Source organism: Rhodoferax sp., from assembly GCF_014859475.1.
Classification (GTDB): domain Bacteria; phylum Pseudomonadota; class Gammaproteobacteria; order Burkholderiales; family Burkholderiaceae_C; genus Rhodoferax.
Genome location: NZ_JACUUE010000053.1, coordinates 1 through 15,065, shown reverse-complemented (window position 1 = coordinate 15,065; position 15,065 = coordinate 1). Strand labels below are relative to the sequence as shown.

At 61.9% G+C, this 15,065-nt stretch carries 15 protein-coding genes; 7 read left to right on the top strand and 8 right to left on the bottom strand.

Translation table 11 applies throughout. The features are described from left to right. Positions 1–99: 99 nt before the first annotated feature. From ilvA to IBX54_RS07025, 3 genes are read right to left on the bottom strand one after another with little or no spacing between them, the layout of a single operon-like run. Positions 100–1,674, bottom strand: a complete 1,575-nt coding sequence (ilvA, locus tag IBX54_RS07035) for a threonine ammonia-lyase, biosynthetic (RefSeq protein ID WP_296541955.1) — start codon at positions 1,672–1,674, stop codon at positions 100–102. A 49-nt stretch (positions 1,675–1,723) separates the two neighbouring features. Further along, complete coding sequence (locus IBX54_RS07030) at positions 1,724–2,011, bottom strand: type II toxin-antitoxin system RelE/ParE family toxin (protein ID WP_296541954.1); 288 nt, start codon at positions 2,009–2,011, stop codon at positions 1,724–1,726. After that, positions 1,998–2,243 (bottom strand): type II toxin-antitoxin system Phd/YefM family antitoxin, encoded by a 246-nt coding sequence (locus tag IBX54_RS07025; protein ID WP_296541953.1) that lies wholly within the window; start codon positions 2,241–2,243, stop codon positions 1,998–2,000. The genes IBX54_RS07030 and IBX54_RS07025 overlap by 14 nt, the downstream gene beginning before the upstream one ends. 112 nt (positions 2,244–2,355) lie before the next feature. Here IBX54_RS07025 and IBX54_RS07020 point away from each other — a divergent pair, with 112 nt between their 5' ends. Further along, a complete protein-coding gene (locus IBX54_RS07020; RefSeq protein ID WP_296541952.1) occupies positions 2,356–2,805 on the top strand; it encodes an OsmC family protein in 450 nt (149 codons plus the stop codon). An 82-nt stretch (positions 2,806–2,887) separates the two neighbouring features. On the opposite strand, the gene coq7 is transcribed toward IBX54_RS07020, so the two are convergent. Further along, on the bottom strand, positions 2,888–3,508 hold the full coding sequence (gene coq7 / locus IBX54_RS07015; protein ID WP_296541951.1) for a 2-polyprenyl-3-methyl-6-methoxy-1,4-benzoquinone monooxygenase: 621 nt from the start codon (positions 3,506–3,508) through the stop codon (positions 2,888–2,890). Positions 3,509–3,606: 98 nt separating this feature from the next. Between coq7 and IBX54_RS07010 the strand changes: the two genes are divergently transcribed. The 5 genes from IBX54_RS07010 (at position 3,607) to IBX54_RS06990 (ending at position 8,887) form a co-directional block, all read left to right on the top strand. Beyond that, positions 3,607–5,418, top strand: coding sequence for an NAD(P)H-dependent oxidoreductase subunit E (locus IBX54_RS07010; RefSeq protein WP_296541950.1), 1,812 nt, complete (start codon positions 3,607–3,609; stop codon positions 5,416–5,418). Then, the gene (locus IBX54_RS07005; RefSeq protein ID WP_296541949.1) at positions 5,415–6,137 is read left to right on the top strand and encodes a 2Fe-2S iron-sulfur cluster-binding protein; all 723 of its coding nucleotides are present in this window, start codon (positions 5,415–5,417) and stop codon (positions 6,135–6,137) included. The genes IBX54_RS07010 and IBX54_RS07005 overlap by 4 nt, the downstream gene beginning before the upstream one ends. Then, positions 6,134–6,712, top strand: a complete 579-nt coding sequence (locus tag IBX54_RS07000; protein WP_296541948.1) for an NADP oxidoreductase — start codon at positions 6,134–6,136, stop codon at positions 6,710–6,712. The genes IBX54_RS07005 and IBX54_RS07000 overlap by 4 nt, the downstream gene beginning before the upstream one ends. Positions 6,713–6,810: 98 nt before the next feature. Further along, positions 6,811–8,286 (top strand): Ni/Fe hydrogenase subunit alpha, encoded by a 1,476-nt coding sequence (locus IBX54_RS06995; protein ID WP_296541947.1) that lies wholly within the window; start codon positions 6,811–6,813, stop codon positions 8,284–8,286. Then, positions 8,276–8,887 (top strand): hydrogenase maturation protease, encoded by a 612-nt coding sequence (locus tag IBX54_RS06990; protein ID WP_296541946.1) that lies wholly within the window; start codon positions 8,276–8,278, stop codon positions 8,885–8,887. The genes IBX54_RS06995 and IBX54_RS06990 overlap by 11 nt, the downstream gene beginning before the upstream one ends. Positions 8,888–9,009: 122 nt before the next feature. On the opposite strand, the gene IBX54_RS06985 is transcribed toward IBX54_RS06990, so the two are convergent. The 4 genes from IBX54_RS06985 to IBX54_RS06970 are packed head-to-tail and all read right to left on the bottom strand — an operon-like array spanning position 9,010 to position 14,185. Continuing rightward, positions 9,010–9,450, bottom strand: coding sequence for a CBS domain-containing protein (locus tag IBX54_RS06985; protein WP_296541945.1), 441 nt, complete (start codon positions 9,448–9,450; stop codon positions 9,010–9,012). Between the two features lie 24 nt (positions 9,451–9,474). After that, the gene (locus tag IBX54_RS06980; protein ID WP_296541944.1) at positions 9,475–10,530 is read right to left on the bottom strand and encodes a 2-oxoacid:ferredoxin oxidoreductase subunit beta; all 1,056 of its coding nucleotides are present in this window, start codon (positions 10,528–10,530) and stop codon (positions 9,475–9,477) included. After that, the gene (locus tag IBX54_RS06975) at positions 10,527–12,347 is read right to left on the bottom strand and encodes a 2-oxoacid:acceptor oxidoreductase subunit alpha (protein WP_296541943.1); all 1,821 of its coding nucleotides are present in this window, start codon (positions 12,345–12,347) and stop codon (positions 10,527–10,529) included. Before IBX54_RS06975 ends, IBX54_RS06980 begins: the two co-directional genes overlap by 4 nt. Next, positions 12,344–14,185, bottom strand: coding sequence for an FAD-dependent oxidoreductase (locus IBX54_RS06970; protein ID WP_296541942.1), 1,842 nt, complete (start codon positions 14,183–14,185; stop codon positions 12,344–12,346). The genes IBX54_RS06975 and IBX54_RS06970 overlap by 4 nt, the downstream gene beginning before the upstream one ends. A 226-nt stretch (positions 14,186–14,411) precedes the next feature. Here IBX54_RS06970 and IBX54_RS06965 point away from each other — a divergent pair, with 226 nt between their 5' ends. Then, entirely contained in the window at positions 14,412–14,909 is a 498-nt protein-coding gene (locus tag IBX54_RS06965) for a hemerythrin domain-containing protein (protein ID WP_296541941.1), read from the top strand. The last annotated feature ends 156 nt before the right edge of the window (positions 14,910–15,065 follow it).

Here is a 15,065-nt window from a genome sequence, read left to right as displayed (position 1 = left end):
GGCGATCCATGACTTCCGGGGTCATGGATTGCGTCACTGCGTTCGCAATGACGGCACTGTTCATGGAAAGGGTAGCGCGGCAGTCCATGCAGTTGGAAGTCATTGCTGCAAAAACATCCGGTACACCGGGTTGGCGGTTTCTTCCACGTAGGGGTAGCCCAGCGTAGCCAGAAACTTGTCGAACGCCTTGCTGTCTTTGGGCGGCACCTGCAAGCCCACCAGAATGCGGCCGTAGTCTGCCCCCTGGTTGCGGTAATGGAACAGGCTGATATTCCAGCCCGGGCGCATCAGGCTCAAAAATTTCAGCAGCGCGCCGGGCCGCTCGGGGAACACAAAGCGCAGCAGGCGCTCCTCCTGGGCCAGCGCAGAATGCCCGCCGACCATGTGCCGGATGTGCTCCTTGGCCAGCTCGTCGTGGGTCAGGTCGAGCGCGCCAAAGCCATGCTTGGTGAGGTGCGCGGTAATTTTGCCGGACTCGCCCTTGGCCGCGGTGGTCAGGCCGACGAACACATGGGCCCTGTTGGCATCGCTGATGCGGTAGTTGAATTCGGTGACGTTGCGGGCTGTTTTGGCACCGCCAAAGCTGGGCAAATCGCCAATCAGCTCGCAAAAGCGCCGGAAGCTGCCGCGCTCCTCGGGAATGGTGACGGCAAACAGCGCCTCGCGCTCCTCGCCCACCTCGGCGCGCTCGGCAACGAAGCGCAAGCGGTCGAAGTTCATGTTGGCGCCGCACAAGATGGCGGCGTAGGTCTCGCCCTTTTTTTTGTGCGTGGCCACATACTGCTTGATGGCCGCCACCGCCAGCGCGCCGGCGGGTTCGACGATGCTGCGGGTGTCGGCAAACACGTCCTTGATGGCCGCGCACACCGCGTCGGTATCGACCAGCATGTACTCGTCCACCAGATTGCTGGCGATGCGGAAAGTCTCTTCGCCCACCAGTTTCACCGCCGTGCCGTCGGAGAACAGGCCCACGTCGGCCAGCGTCACGCGCTCTTTGGCAGCCACCGATTGCGTCATGGCATCGGAGTCGTTCATCTGCACGCCGATCACCTTGATCCCGGGGCGCAGTGCCTTGATGTAATTGGCCACGCCGGCAATCAGCCCGCCGCCGCCAATCGCCACAAACACCGCGTCAAGCCGACCCTGGTGCTGGCGCAGCATTTCCATGGCAATGGTCCCCTGGCCAGCGATCACGTCGGGGTCGTCAAACGGATGGACAAAGGTCAGGCCTTCTTTCCTTTCCAGCGCCACCGCGTGGCCATAGGCGTCGGAGTAGCTGTCGCCAAACAGCACCACCTCGCCGCCAAAGCCGCGCACGGCATCGACCTTGAGCATCGGTGTGGTGGTGGGCATGACGATGACGGCGCGGCAGCCCAGCCGCTGCGCGCTCAAGGCCACACCCTGCGCGTGGTTGCCGGCCGAGGCGCAAATCACGCCTTTTTTGAGTTGCGCAGGGCTCAGGTGCGCCATCTTGTTGTAGGCACCGCGCAGCTTGAAGCTGTGCACCGCTTGCTGGTCTTCGCGCTTGAGCAGCACGGTATTGTTCAGGCGCGCACTGAGCGACGGCGCGACCTCCAGGGCCGACTCGACGGCCACATCGTAAACACGGGCGTTCAGGATCTTGATCAGGTAGTCGGCGGGGGTGAGTACAGCGGAGCGGGTCGTCGCGTTCATAAAGTTTGGTTTGGACTTGAAGAGGTTGTGGGAGCTTGATTGGATTCACTCACAGGCGCTGCAACGCGCTGCGGTAAACCCTGTTTTTTTCGCGTTTGCCAGCAGCAATCACCGTGACAAAAATCCCGGCATCATCCACGCGATACACCAGACGATAACCGACGCTGTGCAATTTTATTTTGTAGCAGTCGGGCAGGCCATGCAGAGCAGCCGATGCGACACGGGGATTCAACAGGCGTTCGGCCAGCTTCTTTTTGAAAGGCTCACGCACGCTGGTGTCGAGTTGTTGCCATTCACGCAAGGCAAGCACATGAAATCGAAGCTTATAAGTCGTCAAGACGCACCTCGACAAATGGCCCGTCCGCGCGTTCGCGCACCAGTTTGGCGTCTTCCATGTCTTCGAGATAAGCCATCAGCCGCTCGTAATGACTGGCTGGAAGCAGGTAGGCCTCGGGGCGATTGTGGTTGAGCACCGCCACCGGCGCGTCGTCCGCTTGCTTCAGGATTTCAGCATAGTTGCGTTTGAGTTCGGTGACACTCACCGCAAAACGTGAAAGAACAGTATCCATGGCACATCCTCAAACTATTTGATAAAGCACTTTATATGGCATCAATTAAAGCATGAAATGTAAACACGGAGTTCATGCACAATGACGCATCTTCATCAACAGGATGCGTGATATGGAATGCACAGTGAGTTGGACCGGCGCCCTGGGCACGCGCTCGGGCATGGGTTTTGTGGCCGAAACCGGCAGCGGCCACACGCTGGTGATGGACGGCGCGCCCGACGCCGCCAAACCCGAAAATGGCGGCCAGAACCTGGCGCCGCGCCCAATGGAAACGCTGTTGGCCGGCGCCGGTGGCTGCACTGCTTATGACGTAGTGCTGATCCTGAAACGCGGTCGCCACGATGTGCGCGGCTGCACGGTGAGGCTCGACGCCGAGCGCGCCGACGTTGACCCCAAGGTGTTCACCAAAATCAACATGCATTTCACCGTGACCGGCAAGGGTGTGCCCGCCGCCGCAGTGGAGCGCGCCATTGCCATGAGTCACGACAAATACTGCTCGGCCAGCGTCATGCTGGGCAAAACCGCAGACATCACGACCAGCTTTGAGGTGCTGGAGGCCTGAAAATCGGTCATTGAACCCTGTGGGGCAGACTTCAGTCTGCCTTGATCGACTGAAGTCGACCCCACAAACAACCAGGCACGGATCAGACCCGGTGCGCCACGGTGGTCATCACCTTGGCTGCGGCGGCCATCATGCCCTTGACGGGCGGCGGCAGCTCGACGGCACCCAGCTCTTTGGCGTTGAATGCGTGGCGCGCTTCGTCGTCTTTCATTTGCGCCACGATGGCGCGCGAGGCGTGGTCACCGGCAGGCAGGCGGCTGAGGTGGCTGTCCAGATGTGCCTCCACCTGGTTTTCGGTCTCCACCACAAAACCCAGGCTCACCTTGTCACCGAGCTTGCCCGCGAGCAGGCCGATGCCAAAAGCCCCGGCGTACCACAGCGGGTTGAGCAGCGAGGGGCGCTCGCCCAGCTCTTTGAGGCGCTGCTCGGTCCAGGCCAGATGGTTGGTTTCTTCGGCGCTGGCCTTTTGGAAATGGGCCCGCAACGCTTCATTTTTGGTGGCAAACGCCTGTGCGGTGTAAAGCGCCTGGGCGCACACCTCGCCCACATGGTTGACGCGCATCAACGCGCCGGCTTCCTTTTTATCGAGCTCCGAGAGCTCGGTGGCATCACCGGGCACGGTCGGGCAGGGCTGGGCACCACGGTGCTGGGCAAATACGGTGCGCAGGGCGTCATCGACCGTGCTTAAAAATCTGTCCATCATGGGGATTCCTGTTCTGAAGAGTGATTTGGCTCAATGGATGCGATCTGATCCGACGGTTCCATGCACCGAATTGTATTTTGTCGGCTATATTGAACCCCATGAACACCCATCGCCAGGCGCTGGAGGCGTCACCCCTTGACTTGCAGGGCTTATTGGCCCAACACCACAGCGCGCCGCTCGCCCTGGTTCAAATTCTGCGCGAAGTCCAAGCCAGCCGCGGTTGGCTGTCGCAGCCGGTTTTACAGCAAGTGGCCACCGCGCTGAACCTGACGCTGGCCCATGTGCAGGGGGTGGCCGATTTTTACCGTTTTTTTCATACCCAGCCGGTGGGCAGCTACCGCGTGCTGTTCAGCGACAACATCACCGACCGCATGCTCGGCAGCGAAGCACTGTTGCGCCAGTTGTGCGCACAGCTCAAAGTGGCCCCCGACCAGATGCGCGGCGATGGCCTGGTGAGCATCGCCACCACCTCATGCACCGGGCTGTGCGACCAGGGACCGGCGCTGCTCATCAATCACCATCAGCTCATCACCCGGCTCACGCCCGAGCGCGTTACACAGATGGCTGCTCTGATTGAGCAACAGCTGCCAGCAGAGCAATGGCCTTCTGAATGGTCGCAGGTGGACGACCAGATTCGCCTGGCCGATGTCAAGCTGGGCGCGCAACCGGTGCCGGGTGCGGGCATTGCCGCCGCCCTGGCGCGCGAACCCCAAGCCATGCTCGACGACCTGAAGCGCTCCAAATTGCGCGGCCGGGGTGGCGCCGGTTATGCCACCGGCACCAAGTGGCAGCTGTGCCGCAATGCAGTCGGGCAGGCGCATTACGTGGTCTGCAACGCCGACGAGGGCGAGCCTGGCACTTTCAAAGACCGGGTGCTGCTCACCAGTTACGCCGACACCCTGTTTGAGGGCATGACGATTGCCGCCTGGTCGATTGGCGCCAAACATGGACTGGTGTATTTGCGCGGCGAATACCGTTACCTGCTGGCGCACCTGCAAGCGGTGTTGCAGCGTCGGCGCGAACAAGGGCTGCTGGGCAACGCCATCCAGGGCAAGGCCGGTTTTGACTTTGACATCAGCATCCACGTCGGTGCCGGTGCTTATGTGTGCGGCGAAGAGTCGGCGCTGATCGAATCGCTCGAAGGCAAGCGTGGCGTGCCGCGCATTCGCCCGCCGTTTCCGGTGGAGCATGGCTACCTGGGTCAGCCCACCACCGTCAACAACGTCGAAACCTTCTGCGCCGTGACGCACATTGCGGTGCATGGCGGTGCCTGGTGGGCACGCATTGGCACGGCCCAATCGACCGGCACCAAGCTCCACTCGGTCTCTGGCGACTGCGCGCGCCCCGGCATTTACGAGTACCCATTTGGCACCCGCGTTGGCCGCATTCTGGAAGACTGTGGCGCGCATGACACGCAGGCGGTGCAAGTGGGCGGCCCCTCGGGCGTGTGCCTGTCAACCTCGGAATTCAACCGTCGAATTGGTTTTGAGGACGTGCCCACGGCGGGCGCCTTCATGGTGTTTGACCGCAGTCGCGACATGTTTGACGTGGCGCGCAACTTCGCCCACTTTTTTGCCCATGAGAGCTGCGGTTTTTGCACGCCGTGTCGTGTCGGCACCGAGCTGGTGGTGCGCCAGTTGGACAAACTCAAGCGTGGTTACGGGTCGAGTGCCGACATCCAGGTGCTGTATGAGCTCGACAAACTGATGCACGGCGCCACCCACTGCGGCCTGGGCGCCGCCGCCTGCAACCCGCTGCGCGACACCATCGCCAAGTTTCGCCCGGCCTATGAACAGCATTTGAAGTCGCTGCACTTTGTGGCGGGTTTTGACATGGACGCCGAGCTGTCGCAGGCGCGGCGCGCAACCGGGCGCAACGACAGCGGCGCGCATCTGGAGAATTTTGAATGAGCACAGACTACCGCATTGACGCCCTGAGCCCCGGCACCTTCGCGCTGGACGGGCAGGAGGTCGAGTTCAGCCCGGGCGACAGCGTTTTGCAAGCCGCGCGCCGTGCCGGGCATTACATTCCGCACCTGTGCTGGCACCCCGACTTTGCCGCGCACGGCTCATGCCGCCTGTGCACGGTCAAGGTCAACGGCCGCACCGGTGCCGCCTGCACCATTGCAGCCAGCAGCGGGCAAGACGTCGAAAGCGACACCCCCGAGCTCAACGCCCAGCGCAAAACACTGCTGCAAATGCTGTTTATCGAGGGCAACCACTTTTGCCCATCGTGCGAAAAAAGCGGCAACTGCCTGCTGCAGGCCACCGCTTACCAAATGGGCATGGACGGCCCGCATTTTGAAGAGTTTTACCCGAACCGGCGCGTTGATGCCAGCCACCCCGAGTTGCTGCTCGACCTGAACCGCTGCATCTTGTGCGGCCTGTGTGTGCGCGCCAGCGCGCAAGAGGGCAAGCACGTGTTTGCCATGGGCGGGCGCGGCATCACGAGCCACTTGCTGGTCAACAGCGCTAGCGGCCAACTGGGCGACAGCGCCGTCAGCATAACGGACAGCGCCGCCAACATCTGCCCGGTGGGCGCCATCCTGCCCAAGCGGCGCGGCTTTGTGATCCCGATCGGCCAGCGCCGCTTTGACAGCCACCCGGTATCGCAAGAGGACGCAACATGAACCCCCTGAAAAGCAGTGCACCGCCGCTGCATGCGCCGCGCAAACTCAAGGTGGCCACGGTGTCGCTGGCGGGTTGTTTCGGCTGCCACATGTCCCTGCTCGACATTGACGAGCGCCTGCTGGAACTGCTGGAGCACATCGAGTTCGACCGCTCGCCGCTAACCGACATCAAGACCCTTGGCCGCTGCGACATCGGCCTGATCGAAGGCGGCCTGTGCAACGCCGAGAATGTGCAGGTGCTGCGCGAGTTCCGCGCCCATTGCAAAACCCTGGTGGCGGTGGGCGCTTGCGCCATCAACGGCGGCCTGCCGGCGCAGCGCAACCAGCTCGACGTGGGCAACATGCTGTGCGCGGTGTACTGCAAGCACAACGGCACGGCAGTCGGCAGCCAGGTGCCCAACGACCCCGAGCTGCCGCTGCCGCTCAACCACGTGCACCCGATCCATGAGGTGGTGCATGTGGACCACTTTCTGCCCGGCTGCCCGCCCGGCGCCGACGCCATCTGGTCGTTTCTGAGCGATCTGCTGGCTGGCCGCACGCCGCAATTGGGGCATGGGTTGATTCACTATGACTGAAGAAAACCATCGGCCCGAGGGCGGGCCTCCTACAAAACATCCGGCCCCTGTAGGAGCGGCGCCCTCGCCGCGATGACCCAGACCGCAAGGAACATTCAATGACTTTTCCCCTTGAAACTGCCGCCCACCCCGAGAACCTGCGCCGGGTGGCGATCGAACCCGTATCGCGTGTCGAAGGGCACGGCAAGGTGACGCTGCTGCTCGATGCCAACAACCACATCGAGCAGGTGCGCCTGCACATTGTCGAGTTCCGGGGCTTCGAAAAATTCATCGAGGGCCGCCCCTACTGGGAGGTGCCGGTGATGGTGCAGCGCCTGTGCGGCATCTGCCCGGTGTCGCACCACCTGGCAGCGGCCAAGGCCTTTGACCGCGTGCTGGGCGCCACGCCAGTGAGCGCCAGCGCCAACGCGGTGCGGCGCCTGATGCACTACGGGCAAATACTGCAGTCCCATGCGCTGCACTTTTTTCATCTATCGTCACCCGACTTGCTGTTTGGCTTTGATTCCGAAGTGGCCAAACGCAACATCGTGGGCGTGGCGCAGGCGCATCCCGAGATCGCCAAAAAAGGGATTTTCCTGCGCAAGTTCGGCCAGGAGATCATCCGCATCACCTCGGGCAAACGCATCCACGGCACCGGCGCGGTGCCGGGTGGCATCAACAAACTGGTGACACGGGAAGAACGCAACAGCCTGCAGCGCGACCTGCCCCAGATGCTGGAATGGGCGCAGGACGCGGTGGACATTGCCAAGCAGCTGCATGCGCAAAACCCCGCTCTGTACAACAACTTTGGCAGCTTCAAGTCCAACGTGATGTCACTGGTGCGCGCTGACGGCGCCATGGATTTGTTTGATGGTGTGCTGCGCGTGCGTGATGAAAACGGCCACATTTTATTTGATCAGGTCGATGACCAGCGCTATCTGGAACTCATCGAAGAAGAGGTGCGCCCATGGAGCTACATGAAGTTTCCCTACCTGCGCAGCCTGGGTGCGCAACTGGGCTGGTACCGCGTGGGGCCGCTGGCGCGGGTACAAAACTGCGACTTCATTCCCAGCGCGCGCGCTGAAGAAGAGCGCCAGGCCTTTGTGGCCTGGGGCCAGGGCGAGCCGGTGCACGCCTCATTGGCCTACCACTGGGCGCGCATGATCGAGATGCTGCACGCGGTCGAAGTGATTGCCGAGCTGCTGACCGACCCGGCGCTGCTGTCAGGCGACCTGATCACCAGCGGCGCGCGCCAGCGCCACGGTGTCGGCATGATCGAGGCGCCGCGCGGCACCTTGATCCACGACTACGAGGTCGGCGACGATGACCTGATCAAGCGCTGCAACCTGATTGTGTCCACCACCCACAACAACCAGGCCATGAACGAGGCGGTGCGCGCGGTGGCGCGCGACTACCTGGACGGCCAGGAGCTCACCGAGGGCTTACTCAACCACATCGAAGTCGCCATTCGCGCCTACGATCCCTGCCTGTCCTGCGCCACCCATGCGCTGGGAAAGATGCCGCTGGAGGTGACGCTGCTGGCGGCTGACGGTACGCTGCTGGAGCAGATGCAGAGGTCGTCGCATGGCGGCTGAATTCAGTCATTGCGAACAAAGTGAAGCCATCCATGACTTCCAACAGCATGGACTGCCGCGCTGCGCTCGCGGTGACGATGTCTCTGTTCAAGGTCCGTATGCGGTATCGGGCCAGGTACGGGGGGTTCGCAGTGACGTGCCGAAGCAACCGGCCCCTCTGCTGGTGCTGGCCTGGGGCAATCTGAGCCGGGGCGATGACGCGCTGGGGCCGCTGTGCCTGGCCGCGCTGCGCGAGCAAGACTCTTTGCAAGGCCAGGTGGCGTTTCTGGAAGACTACCAGTTGCAGATTGAGCACGCGCTCGACCTGATCGGCCGACAACGCGTGTTGCTGATCGATGCCAGCCTGAGCTGCGCTGCGCCGTTTGAAGTTACCGCGTTGCGGGCGGCACGCGATGCCAGCCACACCACCCATGCCCTGTCGCCGCAGGCCTTGCTGCAGGTGTTTCAGGATTTGCAGGGCGAGCCGCCACCGCCCTGCACCCTGCTGGCGATTCGTGGCGAAGCCTTTGAATTGGGCGAGCGGCCCGGCGCCAGCGCCCTGGTGCACCTGCAAAGCGCGCTGCAGTGGGCCAGGCGATGGCTGCACGCCGATGGTGATTAACCTGGATGCACAGTTGGACGCGTAGCGCTTAAACCCAAAAGGTGAATCTGATCAAACTCACTTTTTGTAATCATCCCATTACCGTGTCGAAGTTTTCAAGCGATCAACTACGGAGTCCAGGTTTAACCCAGCGCGTCGTTCACCTGCTCGTTAAATTCGGCCAGCTGTTCAGCCGCCTGCACCTCGCGCGGCATGGCGTCGCGCACCGAGAACACGCCCAGAATCTTTTTGGCCTCGGTGACGATGGGCAAATGCCGGTAACCGCGCTCAATCATCAGCAGCACGGCATCGGCCACCTTGATCTCGGGCACCACGCATTGCGGGTTGCGCGTCATGATGTCGGCCACCGTGGTGGTGGCCGGGTCGAGCGACTTGGCCAGCACGCGGGTCATCAAATCACGCTCGGTCACAATGCCCAACAAGGTGTTGGTGGCGTCGATGATCAGCACGCTGCCGCAGTTTGCACGCGTCATCACACAGGCAGCGGTATAGACCGTGGCGCCGGGGGCCACATTGACCACATGGCGCTGCGATATCGATTGAAAAACAGTACGTTCGGTCATAACAGACTCCTTGGTGTGATGGTTTTAACGCAGTGCCGCGTTGATTTTGTCCAGCGCGCTGGCGCCCGGGCAAAGCTGCTGCACACCCAGCGTGTTGAGCGGTTGCGCGCTGGTGTTAAGCGAGGTGTGCAGGTCGGTGGGCAGTGGGTCCAGGTAGAGCAGCCCGGTCACCACCTCGCCGCGCGCGGCGTGGTCATTCATGTAGCTCATGGCGGCGTAACGGTCGGTGGGGTCGTAGTCGGTGTGCAGCTTGCGCAGGCGCAACACCGAGCCGTCGTGCTGCTCGACCTCGACCAATTCGCCGGGTGCGTAAAGGCTGGTGAGCTCCTGGCCGGGCGCGACGAAGTCGATCACGCTAACCGCTTCATCGTGCTGGCGAACGTATTCGTAGCTCTTGGTGCTGCCGGCGTGGTTGTTGAACGTGACACAGGGGCTGATGACGTCGATCAACGCCGCGCCGCCGTGCGCCAGCGCGCCCTTGATGAGTGGTACCAGTTGCGCCTTGTCGCCCGAGAAGCTGCGCGCCACATAAGTGGCACCCAGTTGCAGCGCAATACCGACCAGATCGACCGGGCTGTCGGTATTGATAACGCCTTTTTTGCTCTTGGAGCCGCGGTCGGCCGTGGCCGAAAACTGCCCCTTGGTCAGGCCATAAACGCCGTTGTTCATCACAATGTAGGCCATATTGACGCCGCGGCGCATGGCGTTGGCAAACTGCCCCAGACCGATCGAGGCCGAGTCGCCGTCGCCCGACACGCCCAGGTACATCAGCTCGCGGTTGGCCAGGTTGGCGCCAGTGAGCACGCTGGGCATGCGCCCGTGCACCGTGTTGAAGCCGTGCGAGGCGCCCAAAAAGTAAGTGGGTGCCTTGGAACTGCAACCGATGCCCGAGAGCTTGGCCACCCGGTGCGGTGCAATGTCGAGCTCCCAGCAGGCCTGGATGATGGCCGCCGAGATGGAGTCGTGACCGCAGCCAGCGCACAGGGTGGACACCGGGCCTTCATAGTCGCGCCGGGTGTAGCCAACCTTGTTTTTGGTCAGCGTGGGGTGATGCAACCGGGGTTTGGCAAGGTAGGTCATACAGTCTCCTTCAGAAGCGCCAGCTTGGCGGCAATGGCGCTCACGATAAAGCGCGCCGTGATGGGCGTGCCGTCGTAATGCAGCACTTTGGTCAACTGTTTGGGGTTGGCCTCAAGCTCGTTGATCAACAGGGTGCGCATTTGGGCGTCGCGGTTTTGTTCCACCACAAACACGGTGTCGTGCTCGGCCAGAAAGGTCTCGACCGACTTGGGGAACGGGAAGGCCAGCAGGCGCATGCCATCGACGTGAATGCCGTCTTCGTCGAGCACATCCAGCGCCTCGCGCATGGCGGGTGTGGTGGAGCCAAAGTAAATCGCCCCGATGCGCGTGGGCTCGGCGGCCTTGTGCACGATGGGCTGCGGTACCAGGTCGGCGGCGGTTTTGAACTTTTTGAGCAGTCGCTCCATGTTGTAAATGTAGTCCGGCCCGCGTTCCGAGTAGCGCGCATAGGCATCCTTGGACGTGCCGCGGGTAAAGTACGAGCCCTTGCTCGGGTGCGTGCCGGGGTAGGTGCGCCACGGAATGCCGTCGCCATCGACGTCGTTGTAGCGGCCAAAGTCTTTGCCGGCTTCCAGATCGGCAGCGGTCATGACCTTGCCGCGGTCGTAGTCGCGCGCGTCGTCCCAGACAAACGGTTTGCACAGGCGCTGGTTCATGCCGATGTCGAGGTCGCTCATCACGAAGATCGGCGTTTGCAAGCGGTCAGCCAGGTCAAGCGCGGCGGCGGCGTGCTCAAAACACTCGTGCGGGTCTTGCGGGAATAGCATCACATGCCGGGTGTCGCCATGCGAGGCATAGGCGCAAGACAGCAAATCTGACTGCTGCGTGCGCGTGGGCATGCCGGTGCTCGGACCACCGCGCTGGATGTTGATCAACGTGACCGGAATCTCGGCAAAATAGGCCAGGCCGATGAACTCGGTCATCAGCGAAATGCCTGCGCCCGAGGTGGCGGTAAAGGCCCGTGCGCCGTTCCAGCCCGCGCCAATGGCCATGCCGATCGAGGCCAGCTCGTCTTCGGCCTGCACGATGGCAAAGTTGTGCTGACCGGTGCTTTCATCCACACGGAACTTGTCGCAGTATTTTTGAAAGTTTTCCGGCACCGAAGACGACGGCGTAATGGGGTACCAGGCGGCCACGGTGGCACCGCCATACACGCAGCCCAGCGCCATGGCGCTGTTGCCGTCGGTAAATATCTGGTCACCAATCATGTCGGACTTGCGCACCTGCAAACCCAGCGGATACGCCAGGTGCGCTGTGACGTAATCACGCCCCAGGTTGATGGCCTGCACGTTGGATGCCAGCAAACGCTCCTTGCCCTTGAACTGCTCGGCAAACAGCTTTTCAAACACCGAGGCATCCATGTCGAGCAACACCGACAAGGCACCCACGTAAATGATGTTCTTGAACAACTGGCGCTGGCGCGGGTCGGTGTAGGTGGCGTTGGTGATGTCGGTCAGCGGCACGCCAATGACCGTGATGTCCTTGCGGAACCTGGCCTCTGGTATCGGCCGGGTGCAGTCGTAAAGCAGGTAGCCACCGGGCTCGATCTCGGCCACGTCGGCGTCCCAGGTTTGCGGATTCATGGCGACCATCATGTCCACCCCGCCACGGCGGCCGTGGTAGCCTTTTTCGCACACCCGGGCTTCGTACCAGGTGGGCATGCCCTGGATGTTGCTGGGAAAAATATTGCGCGGGCTCACCGGCACACCCATGCGCATCACGGCCTTGGCAAACAGCTCGTTGGCGCTGGCCGAACCCGAGCCGTTGATGTTGGCAAACTTGATGACGAAATCGTTGATGGCTTCAATGGGCTTCATGCGGCCTCCGTGACATTGGGATGGGCAGCGGCTGACTTGGTGTCGCGTGCGCGCGGCCCGGCGTGGGTGATGTCGATGCGGAACTTCTGCATGTCCCAGGCCCCGGTGGGGCAGCGCTCAGCGCAAAAACCGCAGTGCAGACAGACGTCTTCGTCTTTCACCATGACCCGCGCGGTCTTGAGCTCGCCCGACACATACAGGTCTTGCGCGGTGTGCTGCGCTGGTGCTTTGAGCCGGCTGCGCAGGTCGGCCTCTTCGCCGTTGCTGGTGAAGGTGATGCAGTCCATCGGGCAAATGTCAACGCAGGCATCGCACTCAATGCACAGGTTACCCTTGAACACGGTTTGCACGTCGCAGTTCAGGCAGCGGCTGGCTTCCTTGAAGGCGGTGGCCGCGTCAAAACCCAGCTCAACCTCAACCTTGATGCTGGCCAGCGCTTTTTCTGCGGCGGTCCATGGCACCTTGAAACGCACGTCGTTCGACACGTCGTTTTTGTAGCTCCACTCGTGGATGCCCATTTTTTGCGACATCAAGTTGACCGCGGGGGCCGGGCGCTGGGCCACGTCTTCGCCATGCAGCAGCCGGTCGATCGACACCGCCGCCTCGTGGCCGTGGGCCACAGCGGTGATGATGTTCTTGGGGCCGTAGGCCGAGTCGCCGCCAAAGAAAACCGTGGGCAAAGTTGATTGAAACGTGCCCTCTTTCAGCACCGGCAGGCCCCATTTGTCGAACTCGATGCCAATGTCGCGCTCAATCCAGCTGAACGAATTCTCCTGGCCAACGGCAATCAGCACCTCGTCGCAGGGCACGAACACATCGGGCTCGCCAGTCGGGATCAGGCTGCGTTTGCCTTTGGCGTCGTACTCGGCGCGCACCAGCTCGAACGTCATGCCGGTGAGCTTGCCGTTGTCGTGCTCGAACGATTTGGGCACGTGGTAGTTGAGGATCGGAATGCCCTCATGCGCCGCGTCTTCTTTTTCCCAGGGCGATGCTTTCATCTCTTCAAAGCCGCTGCGCACGATTACTTTCACGTCTTTGCCACCCATGCGCCGGGCGCTACGGCAGCAGTCCATGGCGGTATTGCCGCCGCCCAGCACAATCACGCGCTCGGCGGTTTTTGTGATGTGGCCAAACGACACCGACATCAGCCAGTCGATACCAATGTGGATGTGCGCCGCCGCCTCCTTGCGGCCTGGCGCATCCAGATCGCGGCCGCGCGGTGCGCCACTGCCAATGAAAACCGCGTCGTAGCCCTGGTCCAGCAGCGCCTTGAGCGAATCGATGCGTTGCCCGGGCCTGAAGTCAACGCCCAAGTCGAGGATGTAACCGGTTTCTTCGTCCAGCACCGACTCGGGCAGACGGAACTTGGGGATTTGGGTGCGCACAAAGCCGCCGGCTTTGCTCTCGCCCTCGAACACCGTCACGGCGTAGCCCTGCGGCACCAGGTCGCGCGCCACCGTGAGCGACGCTGGCCCGGCGCCGACGCAGGCCACGCGGCGGCCGTTGGGCGGCAGCACGGTGGGCATGCGCGCCTTGACGTCGTCCTTGAAGTCGGCCGCCACCCGCTTGAGGCGGCAAATGGCCACTGGTTCGGGCTTGGTGCCGTTGTTTTCCTCGACGCGGCCACGCCGACAGGCGGGCTCGCAAGGGCGGTCGCAGGTGCGGCCCAAAATACCCGGAAACACATTGCTCACCCAATTGATCATGTAGGCGTCGCTGTAACGGCCCTGACCAATCAGGCGGATGTATTCGGGTACGGGGGTGTGGGCCGGGCAGGCCCATTGGCAATCGACGACCTTGTGGAAATAGGTCGGGTTCGAGATGTTGGTAGCTAGCAAAATTGTCTCCTTGCCCTGCAAACGCTTGCGAAATGATGCCGCAGGTGCAGCTTGGCATCCTACGCCCAACGGCTGCACTGATGAAGCAGGTTTATCTTGTGAATTGCCATTTTGCTGATCTAGATCAAAAAAAAATCGGGCGAAAAAATCGGCAAGAAACTTGATTTGCCTCAAACATCAGCATGGGCTCGCCGCCAAAATGGCCTCATCCATTCCAGGAGCCCCCATGAAAGCCATTCAACAAATTGACCAATTCAAGGCCCTCGACACCTGCCACCAGCGCATGCACCAGCAGTTGGCTGAACTGGCCGATTTGCTGGAGCGGCTCGATGCCGACAGCGACAGCCCGCATTGCCGCCAAAAAGCCAAAACCATCGAGGCCTTTTTCTCGGAGGTGGCGCGCCCTCACCATGCCGACGAAGAAAAAATGGTGTTCCCCGGCCTGCTTCTCAGCAGCAACGCCGAACTGGTGCAGGCAGTGCAAACCCTGCAACAAGATCACCGCTGGATCGAGCAGAACTGGCTTGAGCTGGCACCCATGCTGCGCGCCATTGCGCAGGGCGAAGATTGGGTGGAAATAGCCGAGCTCAAGCACACCATCGAGGTTTTTGTGAGCCTGTGCCACGACCACATCATGCTGGAAGAGAGCCTGATCTACCCCGAAGCCAAGGCGCGCCTGGCCGAAGAACTGGCCAGCCGGGCCAAGCGGTTGACGGGAGCTTAACTGGCATGAATCCGCAGCGACGCCCCAAATCATGACAGAGTACCGTCATCGCGAGCCCGCCGTGCCCGGCCCGATACCGCACACGGACTTTGAACCGTCATTGCGAGCCCCCCGTACCTGGTCCGATACCGCACACGGACCTTGAACAGAGACTTC

Coding starts and splice junctions, on each gene's coding strand:
- IBX54_RS06975 (WP_296541943.1), bottom strand. CDS start 12,347: ATGAAGCCCATTGAAGCCATCAACGATTTCGTCATCAAGTTTGCCAAC.
- IBX54_RS06985 (WP_296541945.1), bottom strand. CDS start 9,450: ATGACCGAACGTACTGTTTTTCAATCGATATCGCAGCGCCATGTGGTC.
- ilvA (WP_296541955.1), bottom strand. CDS start 1,674: ATGAACGCGACGACCCGCTCCGCTGTACTCACCCCCGCCGACTACCTG.
- IBX54_RS06965 (WP_296541941.1), top strand. CDS start 14,412: ATGAAAGCCATTCAACAAATTGACCAATTCAAGGCCCTCGACACCTGC.
- IBX54_RS07005 (WP_296541949.1), top strand. CDS start 5,415: ATGAGCACAGACTACCGCATTGACGCCCTGAGCCCCGGCACCTTCGCG.
- IBX54_RS07000 (WP_296541948.1), top strand. CDS start 6,134: ATGAACCCCCTGAAAAGCAGTGCACCGCCGCTGCATGCGCCGCGCAAA.
- IBX54_RS06990 (WP_296541946.1), top strand. CDS start 8,276: ATGGCGGCTGAATTCAGTCATTGCGAACAAAGTGAAGCCATCCATGAC.
- IBX54_RS06995 (WP_296541947.1), top strand. CDS start 6,811: ATGACTTTTCCCCTTGAAACTGCCGCCCACCCCGAGAACCTGCGCCGG.
- IBX54_RS07020 (WP_296541952.1), top strand. CDS start 2,356: ATGGAATGCACAGTGAGTTGGACCGGCGCCCTGGGCACGCGCTCGGGC.
- IBX54_RS06980 (WP_296541944.1), bottom strand. CDS start 10,530: ATGACCTACCTTGCCAAACCCCGGTTGCATCACCCCACGCTGACCAAA.
- coq7 (WP_296541951.1), bottom strand. CDS start 3,508: ATGATGGACAGATTTTTAAGCACGGTCGATGACGCCCTGCGCACCGTA.
- IBX54_RS07025 (WP_296541953.1), bottom strand. CDS start 2,243: ATGGATACTGTTCTTTCACGTTTTGCGGTGAGTGTCACCGAACTCAAA.
- IBX54_RS07010 (WP_296541950.1), top strand. CDS start 3,607: ATGAACACCCATCGCCAGGCGCTGGAGGCGTCACCCCTTGACTTGCAG.